General features: G+C 63.9%; 17 protein-coding genes. 11 read left to right on the top strand and 6 right to left on the bottom strand.

The genetic code is table 11. From position 1 onward, the window contains the following. Positions 1-78 precede the first annotated feature (78 nt). The 10 genes from mdh (at position 79) to I3253_RS07535 (ending at position 12,366) form a co-directional block, all read left to right on the top strand. On the top strand, positions 79-1,041 hold the full coding sequence (gene mdh, locus I3253_RS07495; protein WP_197917038.1) for a malate dehydrogenase: 963 nt from the start codon (positions 79-81) through the stop codon (positions 1,039-1,041). A 133-nt stretch (positions 1,042-1,174) separates the two neighbouring features. After that, the gene (locus I3253_RS07500; protein ID WP_232272123.1) at positions 1,175-2,005 is read left to right on the top strand and encodes a hypothetical protein; all 831 of its coding nucleotides are present in this window, start codon (positions 1,175-1,177) and stop codon (positions 2,003-2,005) included. A gap of 168 nt (positions 2,006-2,173) precedes the next feature. Beyond that, the gene (gene sucC, locus I3253_RS07505) at positions 2,174-3,367 is read left to right on the top strand and encodes an ADP-forming succinate--CoA ligase subunit beta (protein ID WP_197917040.1); all 1,194 of its coding nucleotides are present in this window, start codon (positions 2,174-2,176) and stop codon (positions 3,365-3,367) included. A gap of 3 nt (positions 3,368-3,370) precedes the next feature. Further along, positions 3,371-3,505, top strand: coding sequence for a hypothetical protein (locus tag I3253_RS20590; protein ID WP_269648360.1), 135 nt, complete (start codon positions 3,371-3,373; stop codon positions 3,503-3,505). A gap of 190 nt (positions 3,506-3,695) precedes the next feature. Continuing rightward, entirely contained in the window at positions 3,696-4,583 is an 888-nt protein-coding gene (gene sucD, locus I3253_RS07510; protein WP_197917041.1) for a succinate--CoA ligase subunit alpha, read from the top strand. A gap of 3 nt (positions 4,584-4,586) precedes the next feature. Then, the gene (locus I3253_RS07515) at positions 4,587-5,315 is read left to right on the top strand and encodes a hypothetical protein (protein WP_197917042.1); all 729 of its coding nucleotides are present in this window, start codon (positions 4,587-4,589) and stop codon (positions 5,313-5,315) included. Further along, positions 5,312-8,269 (top strand): 2-oxoglutarate dehydrogenase E1 component, encoded by a 2,958-nt coding sequence (locus I3253_RS07520; RefSeq protein ID WP_197917043.1) that lies wholly within the window; start codon positions 5,312-5,314, stop codon positions 8,267-8,269. Before I3253_RS07515 ends, I3253_RS07520 begins: the two co-directional genes overlap by 4 nt. A gap of 3 nt (positions 8,270-8,272) precedes the next feature. Continuing rightward, complete coding sequence (gene odhB, locus I3253_RS07525) at positions 8,273-9,784, top strand: 2-oxoglutarate dehydrogenase complex dihydrolipoyllysine-residue succinyltransferase (protein ID WP_197917044.1); 1,512 nt, start codon at positions 8,273-8,275, stop codon at positions 9,782-9,784. 179 nt (positions 9,785-9,963) lie between these two features. After that, positions 9,964-11,361: a dihydrolipoyl dehydrogenase gene (gene lpdA / locus I3253_RS07530; RefSeq protein WP_197917045.1), complete on the top strand. Its 1,398-nt coding sequence runs from the start codon at positions 9,964-9,966 to the stop codon at positions 11,359-11,361. Positions 11,362-11,478: 117 nt separating this feature from the next. Beyond that, positions 11,479-12,366, top strand: coding sequence for an NAD-dependent epimerase/dehydratase family protein (locus I3253_RS07535; RefSeq protein WP_197917046.1), 888 nt, complete (start codon positions 11,479-11,481; stop codon positions 12,364-12,366). A gap of 3 nt (positions 12,367-12,369) precedes the next feature. On the opposite strand, the gene I3253_RS07540 is transcribed toward I3253_RS07535, so the two are convergent. Genes I3253_RS07540 through I3253_RS07555 form a run of 4 tightly spaced genes read right to left on the bottom strand, consistent with a single transcriptional unit; the run spans position 12,370 to position 15,278 of the window. Then, the gene (locus I3253_RS07540; RefSeq protein WP_197917047.1) at positions 12,370-12,975 is read right to left on the bottom strand and encodes a pyridoxamine 5'-phosphate oxidase family protein; all 606 of its coding nucleotides are present in this window, start codon (positions 12,973-12,975) and stop codon (positions 12,370-12,372) included. After that, complete coding sequence (locus I3253_RS07545; RefSeq protein WP_197917048.1) at positions 12,959-13,702, bottom strand: lysophospholipid acyltransferase family protein; 744 nt, start codon at positions 13,700-13,702, stop codon at positions 12,959-12,961. The genes I3253_RS07540 and I3253_RS07545 overlap by 17 nt, the downstream gene beginning before the upstream one ends. Then, positions 13,702-14,604 carry a cell division protein FtsX gene (locus tag I3253_RS07550; protein WP_197917049.1) on the bottom strand — a complete coding sequence of 301 codons (903 nt, stop codon included), beginning with the start codon at positions 14,602-14,604 and terminating at the stop codon, positions 13,702-13,704. Before I3253_RS07550 ends, I3253_RS07545 begins: the two co-directional genes overlap by 1 nt. Next, entirely contained in the window at positions 14,601-15,278 is a 678-nt protein-coding gene (locus I3253_RS07555) for a cell division ATP-binding protein FtsE (RefSeq protein WP_197917050.1), read from the bottom strand. Before I3253_RS07555 ends, I3253_RS07550 begins: the two co-directional genes overlap by 4 nt. A gap of 146 nt (positions 15,279-15,424) precedes the next feature. Between I3253_RS07555 and I3253_RS07560 the strand changes: the two genes are divergently transcribed. Then, a complete protein-coding gene (locus tag I3253_RS07560) occupies positions 15,425-16,453 on the top strand; it encodes a zinc-ribbon domain-containing protein (protein ID WP_197917051.1) in 1,029 nt (342 codons plus the stop codon). 75 nt (positions 16,454-16,528) lie between these two features. On the opposite strand, the gene I3253_RS07565 is transcribed toward I3253_RS07560, so the two are convergent. Both I3253_RS07565 and lysA read right to left on the bottom strand, forming a co-directional pair. Then, complete coding sequence (locus I3253_RS07565; protein ID WP_197917052.1) at positions 16,529-19,072, bottom strand: TIGR02302 family protein; 2,544 nt, start codon at positions 19,070-19,072, stop codon at positions 16,529-16,531. Positions 19,073-19,108: 36 nt separating this feature from the next. Further along, on the bottom strand, positions 19,109-20,374 hold the full coding sequence (lysA, locus tag I3253_RS07570) for a diaminopimelate decarboxylase (protein ID WP_197917053.1): 1,266 nt from the start codon (positions 20,372-20,374) through the stop codon (positions 19,109-19,111). Between the last annotated feature and the right edge of the window lie 116 nt (positions 20,375-20,490).

Genomic DNA, 20,490 nt, shown 5'->3' on the forward strand with positions numbered 1-20,490 from the left:
CGCCCGCGAACACTTGCGTCAACGCCAATTTCGCCCTAAGCCGACCGCGATATTTCAATCGGACCGGAGATCCTTCCAATGGCCAGACCCAAGATTGCCCTCATCGGCGCAGGCAACATCGGCGGCACGCTCGCCCATCTCGCAGCACTCAAGGAACTGGGCGATGTCGTCCTCTTTGACATCGCGGATGGCCTGCCCCAGGGCAAGGCGCTCGACATCGCAGAATCCGGCCCCGTCGAAAAAATCGACGCCGCCATGTCCGGCACCAGCGATTATGCCGACATCGCCGGCGCGGATGTCTGCATCGTCACCGCCGGTGTCGCCCGCAAGCCCGGCATGAGCCGCGACGACCTGCTGGGCATCAACCTCAAGGTCATGAAATCCGTGGGCGAGGGCATCCGGGAACATGCCCCCGATGCGTTCGTGATCTGCATCACCAACCCGCTTGATGCGATGGTGTGGGCGCTTCAGAAATTCTCGGGCCTGCCCGCGAACAAGGTCTGCGGCATGGCCGGCGTGCTTGATTCGGCCCGCTTCCGCCACTTCCTGGCCGAAGAGTTCAACGTGTCCATGCGCGATGTGACGGCGTTTGTTCTGGGTGGTCATGGCGACACGATGGTGCCCTCGGTGCGCTATTCCACCGTTGCCGGCATCCCGCTGCCCGACCTGATCGAAATGGGCTGGACCACACAGGAAAAGCTGGACGCCATGGTCCAGCGCACCCGCGATGGCGGCGCCGAGATCGTGGGCCTGCTGAAAACCGGCTCCGCCTTCTATGCGCCCGCCGCCTCGGCGATCGAAATGGCCGAAGCCTATCTGAAAGACCAGAAGCGCGTTCTGCCCTGCGCCGCATATTGTGACGGCGATCTGGGTGTAAAGGACATGTATGTCGGCGTCCCCACCGTGATCGGCGCCGGCGGTATCGAAAAAATCGTCAACATCAAGCTCAACAAGGAAGAGCAGGAAATGTTCGACACTTCGGTCAAGGCCGTTCAGGGCCTTGTTGACGCCTGCAAGGGCATCGACGACTCGCTGGCCTGATCCCCACGCCATTCCATTGCGAAAGCCCGCCCCATCGGCGGGCTTTCCTGCGTTTTGGACTTGCACGGCGGGCCAGAATGGCAAAGCTGCGCGGCATGTCATTCGATCCGGCACGAGGCACATGACAGGGTACATGAAGGGCCTGAACCGCAAGATTTCCGCCGCCAACGGCCTCAAGCTGCTGGGCGAGCGCAATTCGGGAACCAATTTTCTCGAAACCCTTTTGCGCGACCATTACGATCTGCACCTTTACCCCAACACGCCTATCGTGGGCGGCAAGCTGATCCCGACCGCGCCCGGGGGCCATATCCCCGAAGGCATCGCCGGAAAGGCCGCGCGCGAGGCGGTGGGCGACCATCTGCACTATGTGCAACTGCCCGAAAGCGGCGGCTGGAAACACGCGGCGCCGGACGAACGGTTCTACCGCGAATTCATCCTGCCCCGCGACCCGGCGGTGCTGATCCTGATCCGCCACCCCGCCAGTTGGCTGGCGTCGATGCACCGTAATCCGTTTCACCGGCTGGTGCATATTCCCGACGATTTCTCGCGCTTTATCCGCCAGCCCTGGCTGACCCTGCCGCGCGACGGTCTGGGGCCTCGCCAATATGACACGATCATCGACATGCTGGCCGCCAAGGCACTGGCCTATGACCGGTTGACAATTCGCCATGAGAACAGCGCCGTCCTGCGATACGAGGATCTCGCACAGGATCCGCAATCCACATTGGCCACACTGGGCCTGACCCCGCGCGCGCCCTTTTCCAGCGACCGCCCCGCGCCGGACGCACGCCCCTTCATTCAGCCCCGCCGCCGCTGGTGGCAGTTGCGCCGCTCCGCGCAACCCGCCAGGGATTACCGCGCCCGGGCCGCCCAGGCGGGCTGGAATCAGCTTGCGGACAAGGACCGAGATTTTGTGCTGGAGCGGCTGGCCGATTCACCTCTGATTCAGCTTTTTCCGCGCTGACAAGGCGCGCCTGACGTTCCGTTAGCGCCACCTGACAAGTTTTGTGATCACACCATTTCCAAGTGTGATCACATATTTGAAAAAATCCACCATCTTCGCAGAAAACGCTTAGCTGCAAGGCATCTTTATGCCAAAAGCGCTCCAATCGCAGCAAGATGGGACAGTTCCATGAACATCCACGAATATCAGGCGAAGGCCCTTCTGAAATCCTACGGCGCGCCGGTTTCCGACGGCCGTGTCGTGCTCAAGGCCGACGAAGCCAAGACCGCCGCAGGCGAACTCGACGGCCCGCTCTGGGTGGTCAAGGCCCAGATCCACGCCGGGGGCCGCGGCAAAGGCGCCTTCAAGGAAGCCGACGCCGGTGAAAAAGGCGGCGTGCGCCTCACCAAATCGGTGGAAGAAGCCTCCGAAGAAGCCAAGAAAATGCTGGGCCGCACCCTTGTGACCCACCAGACCGGCCCCGCCGGCAAACAGGTCAACCGCATCTATATCGAGGCCGGTTCTGGCATCGAGACCGAACTTTATCTTGCCCTGCTGGTGGATCGCGTCACCTCGCGCATCTCTTTCGTGTGCTCGACCGAAGGCGGCATGGACATCGAAGAGGTTGCCGCCTCGACCCCGGAAAAGATCCTGTCCTTCTCGGTTGATCCGGCCACCGGCTATATGCCCTATCATGGCCGCCGCATCGCCTTTTCGCTGGGTCTGAAGGGCCCGCAGATCAAACAATGCGTCCAGCTGATGGGCCAGCTCTACAAGGCCTTTACCGAAAAAGACATGGAGATGCTGGAGATCAACCCGCTGATCGTCACCGACAAAGGCGACCTCAAGGTTCTGGACGCCAAGGTCGGATTTGACGGCAACGCGGTTTACCGCCACCCCGACATCGCCGAACTGCGCGACACCACCGAGGAAGACCCCAAAGAGCTGGAAGCGTCGAAATACGACCTGAACTATATCGCTCTGGACGGTGAAATCGGCTGTATGGTGAATGGCGCGGGCCTTGCCATGGCGACCATGGACATCATCAAGCTCTACGGTGCCGAGCCGGCCAACTTCCTGGATGTGGGCGGCGGCGCGACCAAGGAGAAAGTCACCGAAGCGTTCAAGATCATCACCTCGGACCCGAATGTCAAAGGCATCCTGGTCAACATCTTCGGTGGCATCATGCGGTGTGACGTGATCGCCGAGGGCGTTGTGGCGGCCGTCAAGGAAGTGGGTCTTCAGGTGCCGCTGGTTGTTCGCCTGGAAGGCACCAACGTGGAACAGGGCAAAGAGATCATCAACACGTCCGGCCTGAACGTGATCGCCGCTGACAACCTCAGCGACGGCGCAGAGAAAATCGTGAAAGCCGTGAAAGGATAAGCCATGCGCAAATCGATTGTAGTGACCACCATCGGAGCAGCCCTTCTTGCATTGGCCGCTTGCGGTTCCGGCAATTACGAGGTCCGTACCGGACCCCAGGCCGAAGCCCCGACCAGCCCGCCGTCGACCATCAACTGACGCGGCGGGGCCCCGGCCCCACCGATCAGGCGACAGGACAGAGTCCCAAGGCCCATACCGGCAATGCCGGAGCAGGCCGCACGCCATGACCGGGCGGCAGGGAGCAGCAGGGATTGGACACTACGCGATTTGCAACAGCGCTTATTCGGATGAATCGCGACAACCGTAATTTGGAAACAGGAGAAGCCAAATGGCCATTCTCGTAAACGAAAATACCAAGGTAATCTGTCAGGGTTTCACCGGCTCGCAGGGGACCTTCCACTCTGAACAGGCCATCGCCTATGGCACCAAGATGGTCGGCGGCGTCACCCCCGGCAAAGGTGGCATGGAGCATCTGGGCCTGCCGGTCTTTGACTCGGTGCATGACGCCAAGGCCAAGACCGAGGCCAACGCCTCGGTGATCTACGTCCCCCCGCCCTTTGCGGCCGATTCGATCCTTGAGGCGATCGACGCCGAGATGGAACTGATCGTGTGCATCACCGAAGGCATCCCGGTTCTGGACATGATGAAGGTGAAACGCGCGCTCGAAGGCTCTGCCAGCCGCCTGATCGGCCCGAACTGCCCCGGTGTGATCACCCCGGATGCCTGCAAGATCGGCATCATGCCCGGCCACATCCACAAGCGCGGCTCGGTCGGCGTTGTGTCGCGCTCGGGCACGCTGACCTATGAAGCGGTGAAACAGACTGCTGACATCGGTCTGGGCCAATCCACCGCCGTCGGCATCGGTGGTGACCCCATCAAGGGCACCGAGCATATCGACGTGCTGGACATGTTCCTGTCGGACGACGAAACCCAGTCGATCATCATGATCGGTGAGATCGGTGGTTCTGCCGAAGAAGAAGCGGCTGAATTCCTCGCCAACGAGCGCAAGAAAGGCCGCTGGAAGCCGACCGCAGGCTTTATCGCGGGCCGCACGGCGCCTCCGGGCCGCCGCATGGGCCATGCCGGTGCGATCGTTGCCGGTGGCAAGGGCGGCGCGGACGACAAGATCGCCGCAATGCGCGAAGCCGGTATCGTTGTAGCAGACAGCCCCGCCACGCTGGGTGAGGCCGTGCTCAAAGCCATCGAGCTGGGCTGAGCGATGACGCACCGCCCGGCATTTGCACAAAGGGCCACGCCCCGTCCGGTGGCGGGCGCGCAAAATGCGCGTCGCGCCATGACCGGGCCGGGCGCGGCACGGCATTGCCGCCGGGCGGTGGCGGCCTCTCTGGTCGCAGTCGTTCTCGCCACCCAATCGGTTGCGCAACCAGAGCTGACCGTCCCGCCATGTTCCACCCCCGTCGCCAGCGCGGATGGCCTGCTCGAACAAGCCGTTGCCGAAGGCTATGACGTAGTGGCGACAAACGCGGACCTGTCGGCGCAAACAGCCGACCGTCTGCAATGGATTCTCGCGGAACCGTATCTTGTCGGGGACAGCGGCGGTGAATCCCTCGATACCATCATGTCAAGGGCGCACAGGAACGCTCTGGCACTGCCGGACATCGCGCCAACCGCGCGCGCCGCGATCCGGGTGGTCCAATCGGACCGGGCGGTGGCGATCCTGCGCTGGTCGCTGGATGAAAACGGCAATGTCTCAATGAAGTGTTCAGGCGCCCTGTTCCTTGACGACGGGGTCTTTGCACCACCGACAAGTGGTCGCTTTGGAGACTTTTCCACAACGCCTGTTGAAACCGCAATTCCCGGCCTGGACATCGTGTCCGAAAGGTTTCAGCTGGATCGTGCCGCGATCCGGGCAAAGCTGCCCAAAGCGATCCCCCCTCACTACATCATGGGCGTTCAGATGCGCTACAACCTGGAGGTTTTCCAATGACCGACCAAAGCCCCAATGACATCTTTCATGCCTCCTCCTTCATGCAGGGGCACAACGCGGTATATCTCGAACAGATGTATGCCCGCTATGCCAACGACCCAAACGCCGTTGACGAGGCCTGGCAGGATTTCTTCCGCCAGTTGGGCGATGCCGAGCTGGATGTAAAGGCCGAGGCCACCGGCCCCTCCTGGGCGCGTACCGACTGGCCGCCGATGCCCAATGACGACCTGACCGCCTCGCTCACCGGCGAATGGGCCGAACCCGAGGTCAAGGGCGCGGGCGACAAGATCAAGAAGAAGGCCGCCGAAAAGGGCGTCGAAGTCAGCGACGACATGATCAAGCGCGCCGTGCTGGATTCGATCCGCGCCCTGATGATCATCCGCGCCTACCGTATCCGGGGCCACCTGATCGCCGATGTCGACCCGCTGGGCATGCGCGACCAGACCCCGCATCCCGAACTGGATCCGAAATCCTACGGTTTTGCCGATGGCGACATGGATCGCCCGATCTTCATCGACAAGGTGCTGGGGCTGGAAATTGCCACGATGCGCCAGATCATGGACATCGTGCGCCGCACCTATTGCGGCACCTTCGCGCTGCAATACATGCATATTTCCGATCCCGAACAGGCCGGCTGGCTGAAAGAGCGGATCGAAGGGTACGACAAGGAAATCCGCTTTACCCGCGAGGGCCGCAAGGCCATCCTCAACAAGCTGGTCGAGGCCGAGGGCTTTGAGAAATTCCTGCATGTCAAATACATGGGCACCAAGCGGTTCGGCCTGGATGGCGGCGAGGCTCTGATCCCGGCCATGGAACAGGTCATCAAACGCGGCGGCAGCCTCGGCCTGAAGGAAATCGTCATCGGGATGCCCCACCGCGGGCGTCTGTCGGTACTCGCCAACGTGATGGCCAAACCCTACAAGGCGATCTTCAACGAATTTCAGGGCGGCAGCTTCAAACCCGAGGATGTCGACGGGTCGGGCGACGTGAAATATCACCTCGGCGCCTCTTCGGACCGGGAATTTGACGGCAATTCCGTCCACCTCTCGCTCACCGCCAATCCCTCGCACCTTGAGGCGGTCAACCCGGTTGTGCTGGGCAAGGTCCGCGCCAAACAGGACCAGCTGGGCGACAGCACCCGCACCCAGGTCATGCCCGTGCTGCTGCACGGCGACGCGGCCTTTGCCGGCCAGGGGGTCGTGGCCGAATGTTTCGCCCTGTCGGGCCTGCGCGGCCACCGTACGGGCGGCACCATGCATATCGTGGTGAACAACCAGATCGGTTTCACCACCGCGCCGCACTTCTCGCGCTCCTCCCCCTACCCCACCGACAACGCGCTGGTGGTCGAGGCGCCGATCTTCCACGTCAACGGCGACGATCCCGAAGCCGTCGTGCACGCCGCCAAGGTCGCCACCGAATTCCGCCAGAAATTCGGCAAGGACGTGGTGATCGACATGTTCTGCTACCGCCGCTTTGGTCACAACGAGGGCGACGAGCCCATGTTCACCAACCCGGTGATGTACAAACGCATCAAGAAGCACAAGACCACGCTCACGCTCTATACAGAACGGCTGGTCAAGGACGGTCTGATCCCCGAGGGCGAGATCGAGGACATGAAGGCCGCTTTCCAGGCCCAACTCAACGAAGAATTCGAGGCGGGCAAGGAATACAAACCCAACAAGGCCGACTGGCTGGACGGGCGCTGGTCGCATCTGGACAAGCAGAAAGAGGATTACCAGCGCGGCCAAACGTCGATCGGCGCAGACACGCTCAAAGAGATCGGCACGGCGCTGACCACCCTGCCCGAAGGCTTCCCGGTGCATAAAACCGTCGGGCGCCTTCTGGAATCACGCGGCAAGATGTTCGCCGAAGGCAAGGGCTTTGACTGGGCCACTGCCGAGGCGCTGGCCTTTGGCTCGCTGCTGACCGAAGGCTACCCGGTTCGCCTGTCGGGACAGGATGCTACCCGCGGCACCTTCTCTCAACGCCATTCCGGTATCATCGATCAGGACAGCGAAGAACGCTACTATCCGCTCAACAACATCCGCGCCGGGCAATCACAATACGAAGTGATCGATTCTGCCCTGTCGGAATATGCCGTGCTGGGCTTTGAATATGGCTTCTCTCTGGCCGAACCCAATGCCCTGACCCTGTGGGAGGCGCAGTTCGGCGATTTCGCCAACGGCGCGCAGATCATGTTCGATCAATTCATTTCGTCGGGCGAATCAAAATGGCTGCGCATGTCAGGCCTTACCGTGCTGCTGCCCCACGGCTTCGAAGGTCAGGGCCCGGAACACTCTTCGGCGCGTCTGGAACGCTTCCTGCAAATGTGTGGCGGTGACAACTGGATCGTGGCCAACTGCTCGACCCCGGCCAACTATTTCCACATCCTGCGCCGCCAGCTGCACCGCACATTCCGCAAGCCGCTGATCCTGATGACGCCGAAATCGCTTCTGCGCCACAAGCTCTGCATCTCCGAAGCCGCCGACTTCACCGACGGCAGCAGTTTCCACCGCGTGTTGTGGGACGATGCCGAAAAGGGCAACTCCGATACCACCCTGGTCAAGGACGACAAGATCAAGCGCGTCGTCATGTGCGCGGGCAAGGTCTATTACGACCTGCTGGAAGAGCGTGACGCACGGGGCATTGATGATGTCTACCTGATGCGGATCGAACAGTTCTACCCCTTCCCGGCCATGTCGCTGGTCAAGGAACTGGAACGCTTCAAGAATGCCGAAATGGTCTGGTGCCAGGAAGAGCCCAAGAACCAGGGCGCGTGGTCCTTCATCGAACCCAATATCGAATGGACGCTCACCCGCATCGGCGCAAAAAACACCCGCCCGATCTATGCAGGCCGCCCGGCATCCGCCTCGCCTGCCACCGGTCTGGCAAGCCAACACAAAGCCCAACAAGAAGCGCTGGTCGATGCCGCGCTCTCCATGGAAGGAAACTAAGCGATGACGACCGAAGTTCGCGTCCCCACCCTTGGCGAATCCGTCACCGAGGCCACCGTGGCCACCTGGTTCAAGAAGCCCGGCGATGCCGTGGCGGTCGATGAAATGCTCTGCGAGCTGGAAACCGACAAGGTAACAGTCGAAGTGCCCGCCCCCGCCGCCGGCGTGCTGGGCGAGATCGTGGCCGCCGAAGGCGATACCGTGGGTGTCGATGCCCTGCTGGCCACCATCGCCGCAGGCGAAGGGGCCGCCACCGCGCCAGCCCCGGCCAGCGCCGCCGCCGCGCCCGCCCCGGGTGGCGACAGCGTCGATGTCATGGTGCCCACCCTGGGCGAATCCGTGACCGAGGCCACCGTCAGCACCTGGTTCAAGGCCGTGGGCGACAGCGTCGCGCAGGACGAGATGCTGTGCGAACTGGAGACCGACAAGGTCTCGGTCGAGGTGCCCGCCCCCGCCGCCGGCGTCCTGACCGAGATCACCGCCCCCGAAGGCAGCACCGTGGATGCCAGCGCCCGGCTCGCGGTGATTTCCGGCGCGGGCGCAGCCGCCTCCGCCGCCCCTGCCGCCCCGGCTGCCGCCCAGGCCCCCGCCACCGCCACCGGCACGGGCCGCTCGGACGTGGAAAACGCCCCCTCCGCCAACAAGCTGATGGCCGAAAAAGGCATCGATCCGGCCAATGTGCAGGGCTCGGGCCGTGACGGGCGCATCATGAAGGAAGACGTGCTCAAGGCCGCGCTGGCCCCGGCCCCCGCGCCCGCCGCCGCCCAGGCCGCGCCCGCCGCCACCCCGCGCGCGCCCGTCGCCGCCGAGGACGCCGCGCGCGAGGAACGGGTCAAGATGACCCGCCTGCGCCAGACCATCGCCCGCCGCCTCAAGGACGCACAGAACACCGCCGCGATCCTGACCACCTATAACGAGGTGGACATGACCGAGGTCATGGCGCTGCGCAACCAGTACAAGGACCAGTTCGAAAAGAAGCACGGCGTGCGCCTTGGTTTCATGTCCTTCTTCACCAAGGCCTGCGTACACGCGCTCAGGGAAGTGCCCGAAGTCAATGCCGAGATCGACGGCACCGATATCGTCTACAAGAACTTCGTGCATATGGGCGTCGCCGCTGGCACCCCGCAGGGGCTTGTGGTGCCGGTGATCCGCGACGCCGACCAGATGAGCTTTGCCGCCATCGAAAAGGCCATCGCCGAAAAAGGCCGCCGCGCCCGCGACGGCAAGCTGTCCATGGCCGAAATGCAGGGCGGCACCTTCACCATCTCCAACGGTGGTGTCTATGGCTCGCTGATGTCCTCGCCCATCCTGAACCCGCCGCAATCGGGCATTCTCGGGATGCACAAGATCCAGGACCGTCCCATGGTCATCAACGGCGAAATCAGGATCCGCCCGATGATGTATCTTGCGCTGTCCTACGATCACCGCATCGTCGACGGCAAGGGCGCTGTAACTTTCCTCGTGCGCGTCAAGGAAGCACTCGAAGATCCGCGCCGCCTGCTGATGGATCTGTAAACCCGAAACCAGATGAAGGGTCCGCTCTTCATTTTGCCGAAAATACTCCGGGGAGTCACAGCTCTGCTGTGACGGGGCAGCGCCCCCTCCCCACCCCAGATCGCCCCGACGCGATACCGACGTAATACCGACGTGAAACCGAACCTGTTTCGGGCGTCGTTTTTTGAAGGAAATGACCCATGTCCCAATATGACGTCATCATCATCGGCGCAGGCCCCGGCGGCTATGTGTCGGCCATCCGCTGCGCCCAGCTGGGCCTGAAAACCGCCGTGGTCGAGGGGCGCGAAACCCTTGGCGGGACCTGCCTGAATGTCGGCTGCATCCCCTCAAAGGCGCTGCTGCACGCCACCCACATGCTGCACGAGGCCGAGCATAATTTCGCCGATATGGGCCTCAAGGGCAAAAGCCCGTCCGTCGACTGGAACCAGATGAAATCCTACAAATCGGACGTTGTGGGCCAGAACACCGGCGGCATCGAATTCCTGTTCAAGAAGAACAAGGTAGACTGGATCAAGGGCTATGGCTCCATCGAAGCTGCGGGCAAGGTCAAGGTCGGGGACACCACCTATGAGACCAAAAACATCGTGATCGCCTCCGGCTCCGTGCCGTCTTCGCTGCCCGGTGTCGAGGTCAACAACGACAAGGGTATCGTGGTGGACAGCACCGGCGCGCTCGACCTGCCCAAGGTACCCAAAAAGATGGTCGTGATCGGCGCCGGTGTCATCGGGCTGGAACTCGGCTCGGTCTATGCCCGTCTGGGCGCCGAAGTCACCGTTGTCGAATACATGGACGCGGTCTGCCCCGGCATGGATGCCGATGTCCAGCGCACCTTCAAACGTATCCTTGAAAAACAAGGGCTTAACTTCATCATGGGCGCTGCGGTCTCGGGAGTTGACGCGACCAAGACCAAGGCCAAGGTCAAATACGCGCTCAGGAAATCGCCCGATGACGAACAGGTGCTGGACACCGATGTCGTCCTCGTCGCCACCGGCCGCAAGCCCTATTCCGACGGGCTTGGCCTCGACGCGGCCGGCGTGAAACTCACCGAACGCGGCCAGATCGCCACCGACGCACAGTGGAAAACCAACGTGCCCGGCATCTACGCCATCGGCGATGTGATCGAAGGCCCGATGCTGGCCCACAAGGCCGAGGACGAAGGCATGGCGGTGGCCGAGGTGATCGCGGGCAAACATGGCCACGTGAACTATGGCGTGATCCCCGGCGTGGTCTACACCACCCCCGAGGTCGCCACCGTGGGCACCACCGAGGCCGCGCTCAAGGCCGAGGGCAAAAAGCCCAAGATCGGCAAGTTCATGTTCATGGGCAACGCGCGCGCCAAGGCCGTGCACCAGGGCGACGGTTTCGTGAAACTGATCGTGGATCCCGAAACCGATCGCATTCTTGGCGCCGCGATCATCGGCCCGGCGGCGGGCGACATGATCCACGAGATCTGCGTGGCGATGGAATTCGGCGCTTCGGCGCAGGACATCGCCCTCACCTGCCACGCCCACCCCACCTATTCCGAAGCCGTGCGTGAAGCCGCGCTGGCCTGTGGCGACGGCGCCATCCACAGCTGATCAAGCCTCTGGAAACACACCACAAAGGGCGGTCTGCGGGCCGCCCTTTCGCTTTGCCATTCCCTCGGCTGCCCGGCTGTGAAACACTGCGCGTATACCGAACCCGGGAGACCATCCATGCGTATTCTCTTCACCGGCGGCTCCGGCAAGGCCGGGCGCCATGTCTGTCGCTACCTGCGCGACCGGGGCCACCATGTCGTCAGTGTCGATCTGACGCCGCTGGACGAACCCGGTATCGATACCCTGACCGCCGACATCACCGATTCGGGCGCGATGTTCAACGTGCTGACCAGCTATGCCAATTTCGCCGAGCTGGACCCCGGCACCGGCACCCCCGCCTTTGACGCGGTGGTGCATTTCGCCGCCGTGCCGCGCATCCTGATCCGGCCCGATCACGACACGTTCCGTATCAACACGATCGGCACCTACAACGTGATCGAGGCCGCGACCAAACTGGGCATCCGCAAGATCGTCTTCGCCTCCTCGGAAACCACCTATGGCATCTGCTTTGCCGATGGCGAGGTCCGCCCCGATTACCTGCCGGTGGATGAAGAGCACGACACCAACCCGATGGATTCCTACGGTCTCAGCAAGGTGGTCAATGAAAAAACCGCCCGCGCCTTTCAGCGCCGCACCGGCTTTGATATTTACGGCCTGCGCATCGGCAACGTGATCGAACCGGATGAATACAGCCGCTTCCCCGGTTTCTTTGCCAACCCGGAAACCCGCCTGCGCAATATCTTCTGCTATATCGACGCGCGCGATCTGGGCCAGATCGTCGATCGGTGCCTGAAAACCGACGGGCTGGGGTTTCAGGTTTTCAACGCCGGAAACGATACCAATTCCGTTGATCTGCCCAACGACCGGATCATTGCCCGCTTCTATCCCGATGTGCCGGTGAAACGCGCCCTCGATCCGCACGAGGCGCTGTTTTCAAACCGCAAGATCCGCGTGATGCTGGGCTTTCGCGAAAACCACAACTGGCGCAACTACCTGCCGGGCTAAGCCTTACCACAAGGTTTCGCGCGCGCGGTCCAGCCATCCCTCATCATAGGGCGCACCGCCCTCTTCGCCATCGGTCATCGCCGCCAGCATCTCGCCCGCGCTGGGCAGCCCGGCGCTTTCATCCCCCGAGATCCACAGCCGCGCCCGCAGCGGCGCCCGCGCACATTGGAAATAGACTTCGCCAATGCGGATCACCGCCACCGAACGCGGCAACTTGCCCTTGACGGCAAAACTCTCGCGCAAAGCGTCGTCCGTCGTGACCCGCCCAAGCCCGTTCACCCGCACCACGGTGTTGGAACCGGGCACCATGAACAACAGCGACACCCGCCCATCCGCCACGATGTTGCGGATCGTGTCCATGCGGTTGTTGCCACGCCAGTCCGGCAATGCCAGCGTTCGCGCATCCAGTTCGCGCACAACCGGGCCATCATCGCCACGCGGGCTGCCATCGGTTCCCTGTGGCCCCACGGTAGAGACCACGCAGAATCGCGAGGCCATGATCCAGCGCCGGTATTCCGGGGTCAGCGCCTGCGCCACCTTGCGCGTCGAGGCCGCGCCCGGCGCGCCATAAACCGCCTCCAGAGTGGCAATGTCAGTGATGTACTCCATCCGGTTCAAACCCCGCTTCGCGCATCAGATCGTCCGAACGCGTTTCCACAACCGTTTCCAAATGCGCCATGAAATCGGCCTGCGACATCCCCGCGGCCATTGGCGCCAGAAACTCCACCACGGCAGTGCCCGGCTTGCGGTAGATCCCGTGGCGCGGCCAGAACACGCCCACATTGGTCGCCGCCGGAACGCAGGGCTGCCCAAGCTGTTTGTACAGCGCATAGGTGCCCACCTTGTAAGGCTTGCGCGCCCCCGGCGCCACGCGGGTGCCCTGCGAATAGATGATCAGCTGTCCGGCAATCTGGGTGCCGGCGGCGACATCGGCAATCATCCTCTTGATCGCCGCCCCCCGCTTGCCGCGATTGACCGGCACACAGCCGATCCGCAGCGCGTATTGCCCCAGGATCGGCGCCCACATCAATTCGCGTTTCATGATGAATTTGCCCGCCGGGACCGAGCCATAGATCATCAGGATATCCAGGAATGACTGGTGCTTGGCCGCGATCATCACCTCGTCGGTGGGCACCGTGCCCCTCACCTCGGTCCGCAACCCGATCATCCACCCGGCTGTCCAGCACACCCAGCGGCAATAGGTCTGACAGGCCATCAACGCGCCCCGGCGGCTGACCAGCGCCCAGGGAAAGAACACGATCCCCATGACCAGCATCGCCGCATACATCTGCACGTTGAAGATCAGCGATCTGACCCATTGTATCGCATATCCCATCAGGCCAACTCCGCCAGCGTGCGCCGCGCCGCCGCGCCGGTGGCCGCATAGGCCACGATGGCCGCCAGCGGCGGCACCAGCAACGGCAGCAACCACCCGCCCCCGGCAAAGCCCAGCCCGGTCAGAAAGCCACCCTCGGGCTGGGCCGCGGGCAACAGCAGCACCGCGCCAACCCCCAGCACCGTACCGGTCGCCGCCCCGATCAGCGCCCGCAGGGTAAAGCGGCGCACAAAGGCGCGCGCGATATAGCTGTCCCGCGCTCCGATCAGCCGCAACACCGCGATCACCTGCGCATTGGCCGCCAGCGCCGCATTCGCCGCCAGCGTGATCATCGCCGCCGTGGTCGCCCCGATCAACAGGATCGCCACCCAGCCCAGCATCCGCAGCCGCCCCGCCGCGCGCTCCAGCGGCTTGCGCCAGCGCGTGTGATCATCCAGCACCGCGCCCGGCACCTCGGCCTGAAGCCGAAGCCGAAGCCCCGCCGCATCATAGCCGTCGTCGGTCTCCAGTATCTCGATCAGTTGCGGAATCGGCAGCGTATCCACCGGCAGGTCCGGCCCGAACCACGGCGCCAGCAAGGCGCGCTGCTCCTCGTTGCTCAGCGCCCGCGCCGAGGCCACGCCCGGCGTGCCCTGCAACAGCGCCAGCGCCGCTTCGGTCTGCGCATCCATCTGCCCGGCCGGCGCCGATATCCGCAATGTCGAGCTTTGTGCCAGCTCGTCGCCCCAGCGTTTCGCCAGCCGCCCCGATGCCAGCGACAACGCCAGCGCAAACACCGCCAGAAACGCCATCGTCCCGGCCACGAACAATGTCAGCCGCGCCGTGAACCCGGTGGGCGGCACCACCCGGTCCGCCTGTGCATCCCCGATAAAGACAGTCGAAAGCGCGTTGAGAAGGGTCACAGATCCGCCCCCGCCAGTTGCAGTTTGCGATTGGAAATCCGCAACACCCGGGCCTGGACATGATGTTTTGCCGTGCGGATCAGGTTCAGATCATGGGTCGCGATCAGGATGGTCTTGCCCATCCGGTTCAACTCGACCAGAAGCTGCAAAAGCCGCTGTGACATTTCCCAGTCCACATTGCCCGTCGGCTCATCCGCCAACACCACCTCGGGTGACATGATCACCGCGCGGGCCAGCGCCGCGCGCTGTCGCTCACCCCCCGACAGTTCCGGCGGCAAGGCGCTGGCCCGGTTGCCCAGCCCCACCCAGTTCAGCAATTCCTTGAGGTTGGACACCTGATCAAGCGAATCCCGCCCCGACACGGTTAGTGGCAATGCCACATTGTCGGCCACCGGCAAATGATCCAGGAACTGGCAATCCTGATGCACCACACCGATCCGGCGCCGCGCCATCGCGTGCCCGTCGCGATCCATCTGCCGTACATCCTGCCCAAACAACCGCGCGCTGCCCGCGGTCGGGGTCAGCGCGCCATAGCACAGCTTCAGAAATGTCGTCTTGCCCGAACCGGAGGGCCCGGTCAGAAAGTGGAACGATCCCGGCGCCAGCTTCAGGGAAATCTCGCTCAGCAGCTCGCCGCCGCCATAGTTATAGGCAATGTTTTCCAGTTCGATCACGCGTCGGCCCCCTGTCTGGGCTTGTTGTGCACGAGCATCGGCCCGGATTCAATCCAATCAGGCCGGGGCTTTGCACTTTCCCGACCGCTTGTTACACAATAGGATCGGCAAATAACGATAAACAGCGGGGACATCGGGGAACAATCATGCGTCTGACCTGCCCGAATTGTGGTGCGCAATACGAAGTACCGGACGATGTGATCCCGCTCGCGGGCCGCGATGTACAATGCTCGAATTGCGGCGACACCTGGTTTCAGCCTCACCCGACAACCCAGACCGACTCGGCAAGCGCCGAAGACACCGCTGCGCCGGCCATGCCCGACCCCGAAGACCAAGGCACCTCCCGGTCCCCCGAAGAACCGCCCGCCGAGTTCGAAGAAATCGAACCGCCCGAGATTTCGCTGGCCGATGAAGACGCCACCACCGACCCGGCCGAGGCAGAAGGCGATGGCGCCTTTGACGAGGCCGAAGACGATTGGAATCTGGATGACGATCTCGACGAGGACGACGAGGGCGTCGACGACCTGGAGCCGGAGCCGGAGCCGGATTTCCAGGAAGAGGCCCCCTCCCACGAGCCGCCCGCCGCGCCGCCGCGCCCGTCGCTTGACCCCGAAATCGCCGATGTCCTGCGCCAGGAGGCCGAGCACGAAGCCCGCGCCCGAGAGGCAGACACGCTGGAATCCCAGCCCGAACTGGGCCTGAGCGCCCCGGAAAGCGAATCCGACCGGCGCCTGTTGCAGGCCAAGGCGCGGATGCGGCGCTTGCGGGGATTGCCCGAGGAGACTTCCGAAACCGTTACACCCGACGAACCCGCCACACCCGGTTCGCGGCGCGACCTGCTCCCGGATATCGAAGAGATCAATTCCACATTACGCGGCTCCGGGCGCGGCTCGGGACGCGGGACTGCCGACACCGGTTCCGGCGCGACCGATGCAGCCGGGCCAACCGAACTCAAACGCCGCCGCGGCTTTCGGCTTGGCTTCGGACTGGCCCTGCTGATCGCGCTGGCCGCCATCCTGGCCTACAGCAACGATGACCGCATCGTCGCCTCCTATCCCCAGGCCGAACCCTATCTCACAGCCTATGTCGACGGGGCCAACCGCGGCCGCGTCTGGCTCGATTCGCAGGTGACAAACCTGTTCCTGCGGCTCAACTCCTTTGCCTCTGGCAGCTGATGTCCACCCCCCGGGGCGCGGGCGGGTGGGTCGTCAGGCGCGCCGCGCCTGCGAGTCACCCTGCGCGCGCAGCGTTCAGAACCTGTCCAGCAGACGTTCCAGGTAATTGCGTTCCAGTTCCGGCCGGTCGATTTCCCCGGCGCGCCGGCGGATCTCGTCCAGCAACCGCCGGGCCTGGCGGTACACGTCCTCGCCCTGCAACAGCCCCTCTTCGGTGCCCGCAGGTCCGCGATTGCCGGCGCTGCGCCCCAGCGGATCCTGCGCATTGCCCTGATTCTCCGCTGTGCCCTGCTGGCCGGACTGCTCCTGTTGCGCCATGGCCTCGCCAAGGCTGCGCATGCCTTCGCGCAGCGCATCCATCGCCTCGGCCTGCCGGTCGATCGCTTCGGCCAGGTCATCGCCGCGCAGCGCGTCTTCGGCCCCTTCCATGGCCTCATCCGCCTGCCCCAGCGCCTCGCGCGCCGCGTCCCCTTCCGGCGTACCCTGCCCCGGCAGGTTGCCCATCTGGCGGTTGAGCTCTTCGCGCAGCGCCCGCTGGCGGTCTTCCAACGCGCCCTTGCCCGGCTGCTGGCCCTCTTCGCCCTGCCCGCGCCCCTGCCCGGTTCCGTCATGCGCCTCGCCGCGCCCTTCGCCCCCGCTATAGCCCTCGTTCTCCGAGGACTGCCCGCTTTGCGCACCGGGGTTGAACTGTTCCTGCAATTCCCGGAACGCCTCGTCCGACAGTCCCTGCTGCTCGCGCAGGGTCTCGGCCAGCCCCTCCATCGCCTGTTCGCCCGGGCTCGGCTGGCCCTGGCCCTGCGTCACCCGCATGTTCTCCATCATCTGGCGCAGCTCATCCAGCGCCTGCTGGGCCTCGGCCATGCGGCCCTGCTCCATCAGTTCCTGGATGCGGTCCATCATGCGTTGCAGATCGTCCTGGTTCAGCTGCATGGTGTTTTCCGAAAGCTGCTGGTCCGCGCCCTCTTCGCCCTCTTGCGGGCTGCGCTGCGCAAGCTCGCGCATGTAATCCTCGGTCGCCTCGCGCAGCTCCTGCATCAGTTGGGCAATCTCGGCATCGCTGGCCCCGTTCTTCATCGCTTCCGACAGCCGCTCCTGGGCGCGTCGCAACCGCTCAAGCGCGTTGCCCAGATCGCCCTCCTCCAGCTTCAGCGCCAGATCCCACAACGCCTCGGCGATCTCGTCGCGATTCCCGGCGCTCAGGCCACGCGCGTCAAAGGCTTCCAGCCGCCGCAGGATCGTGCGCAGCCGCAAATAGTCGGTCTCCTTCTGGAAAACGCCTTCTTCGGGCCGGTAGGACACCGCCCGCATCAACTGCGCCACGCGCCCCGCGTTCTCGCGGGACCACAAAAGATCGCGCCGCAATTCAACGATCACCGCCGCCAGCAGATCAAAGAAGCGCCGCGCCGGAAGCGCCATCGCCGCGTCCGGCGCGCTGCCGGTCAGCCCCGCCGCGTCCTGCACCGTCAGCGACACTGTCACCGGCAGATGCGCCCATGGGTGTTTCGAAAAATCCTCGATCAGGGTTTCTTCGAAATCAGCCCGGTCGCCGGTGATCGGCAGCGGCAGTTCAACCTTCACATCCGGGCGCGGTTCGGGCGCGCGGGCCAGCCCGTAGCGCCGGTCCACCGCCTCCAGATCCAGCGAGATCACCGCCTGCCCGCCGGTCACGCCAAAATCATCGCTGGCCGCGAAGGGCAGGCTCATCTCGCCGCGCGCCGAAACGTCGGCACTGCCCGTCAATCGCACCTGCGGCGCCCGGTCGGGCGTCATGACAATCTCCCACGCCCGCCCGTTGGGCCCGGCGATCTCCAGCTTGCCGGACTGGCGGATGGTAAAGTCCTGCTCCGGCTCCGTCGCGCTCGGCACCTCGCCCATGCGCCCCGATACGGTCTCGGCCAATGTCAGCGCACCCACCTCGCCATATAGCCGCACCAGCACCCGGCTCCCCTCGGGCAAGCTCATCGCCCTGTCGGTCTGATCGTTCAGATACAATGCCGGCAACCCGGTATAGGCCGGCGGCTCGATCCAGCCTTCCCAGGTCGGTCCCCCCGCAAGCGCGGCTCCGCTGCCCGGCGCCATCCCGGCCACGCTGCCCACCCGCGCGAACGATCCGAACAGCAGCGCCACCGCCAACGCCAGCACAGCGACATACCGCAATCCGAACGGGTCCAGCCGCGAAATCCGCAAGTCCGGCTCCACTGGCCGCGCCGCGCGCGTACGCGCCGCCATGCGCGCCTGATGCGCCCGCCACAAGGCCTGACTGCCACTGTCATTTGTCCCGATCACCGGGTAATCCATCAGCGCCTGGATGGGTCGCCCCGGCAGCGTCGCGTCCAGCCGCGCCAACGCCTCGTTCCGCCCGGGCAGGGCAAATCTCCGCATCCCCGTCACCAGCGCCGCCAGCCCGCCCGCCACCACAATCACGCCCAGAACCCAGACGGCTTCCAACGGCAGCACGTCCTGCACGCCCAGCATCAAACCGGCCAATACAGTGAACACCAGGGACCACAAAGGCCAAAACGCCTGTGTCACCTGCTCGGCGATCAGCCCAAGCCGGGTCAGGCCCAGCACCCAGCCCAGGCGTTTCAGCGCGTTATCTGCCTCGTTTCGGTGTGCCACGGCGCTCCCATCCGCAAGGCGTCGGGCAGGAATGCCCTACATCCATGTAGGGATGCTATCGCGGTTTATCATCTCTTCATAGGTCGGCCGTCGGCGGATAACCGCGAATTGATCCCCATGCACCAGAACTTCGGGGATCAGCGGGCGCGAGTTGTACTCACTCGCCATAACCGCCCCATAAGCCCCCGCACTGCGAAACGCGATCAGATCACCCGCCGCCAACGGGGACATGGCACGTCCCTTGGCAAAGGTGTCGCCACTCTCGCAGACCGGCCCCACGATATCGTAACGCACCGGCTCCAGTCCCGGTTCGGCCTCGATCACCGGTATGATATCGTGATGCGCCTCATACATCGCCGGGCGGATCAGGTCATTCATCGCACTGTCCACGATCAGGAACGCCCGGTCCTCGCCGGACTTCACATAGATCACCCGGCTCACCATGATCCCGGCATTCCCGGCAATCAGCCGCCCCGGTTCGATCTCGATCTCGACATCCAGATGCCCCAGGACACGCTTGACCATGGCGCCATATTCCATCGGCAGGGGCGGCGCACTGTTGGAGCGTTCATAAGGAATACCCAAGCCCCCCCCCAGGTCCAGCCGGGTTATCTCGTGCCCGTCCGCGCGCAACTGCGCCGTCAGATCGGCCACCTTGCGATAGGCCTGCTCAAAAGGCTCCAGCTCGGTCAACTGGCTGCCGATATGCACATCGATTCCGACAACCTTCAGCCCCTCCAACCCGGCGGCATGGGCATAGACCTCGCGCGCCCGGCTGATCGGGATGCCAAACTTGTTCTCGGATTTCCCGGTGGCGATCTTGGCATGGGTGCGGGCATCCACATCCGGGTTCACCCGCACGGTGATCGGCGCCACCACACCCAGTTCCAACGCCACCGCGTTGATCTCGGCCATCTCCGGCTCGCTCTCCACGTTGAACTGGCGAATACCGCCGCTCAGCGCAGCGGCGATCTCGTCGCGGGTCTTGCCAACCCCGGAAAACACGATCCGCTCGCCGGGCACACCCGCCGCCACCGCGCGCGCATATTCCCCGCCCGACACCACGTCCATCCCCGCCCCCAACGCGGCCAACGTCTTCAGAATGGCCTGGTTGCTCGCCGCCTTCATGGCATAACATACCAGATGCGCCACCCCGTCCAACGCCTCGTCAAACAGCCGGAAATGACGTTCCAGCGTGGCGGTGGAATAACAATAAAACGGCGTGCCCACGGTCGCGGCGATCTCGGCCACCGGCACGTCCTCGGCATAAAGCGCACCGTCGCGATAAAGAAAATGGTCCATGTCCGGCGCCTCCTGATGCCTGTCGGAATTCTCTTTAACAGAGCCGCATTGTCATTCAATCGCGATCGCCATCAAACAACCCCGCCCCTTCATTTTGCCGAAAATACTCCGGGGGT

Source organism: Thiosulfatihalobacter marinus (genome assembly GCF_016019955.1).
GTDB classification, from domain to species: domain Bacteria; phylum Pseudomonadota; class Alphaproteobacteria; order Rhodobacterales; family Rhodobacteraceae; genus Shimia; species Shimia marinus_A.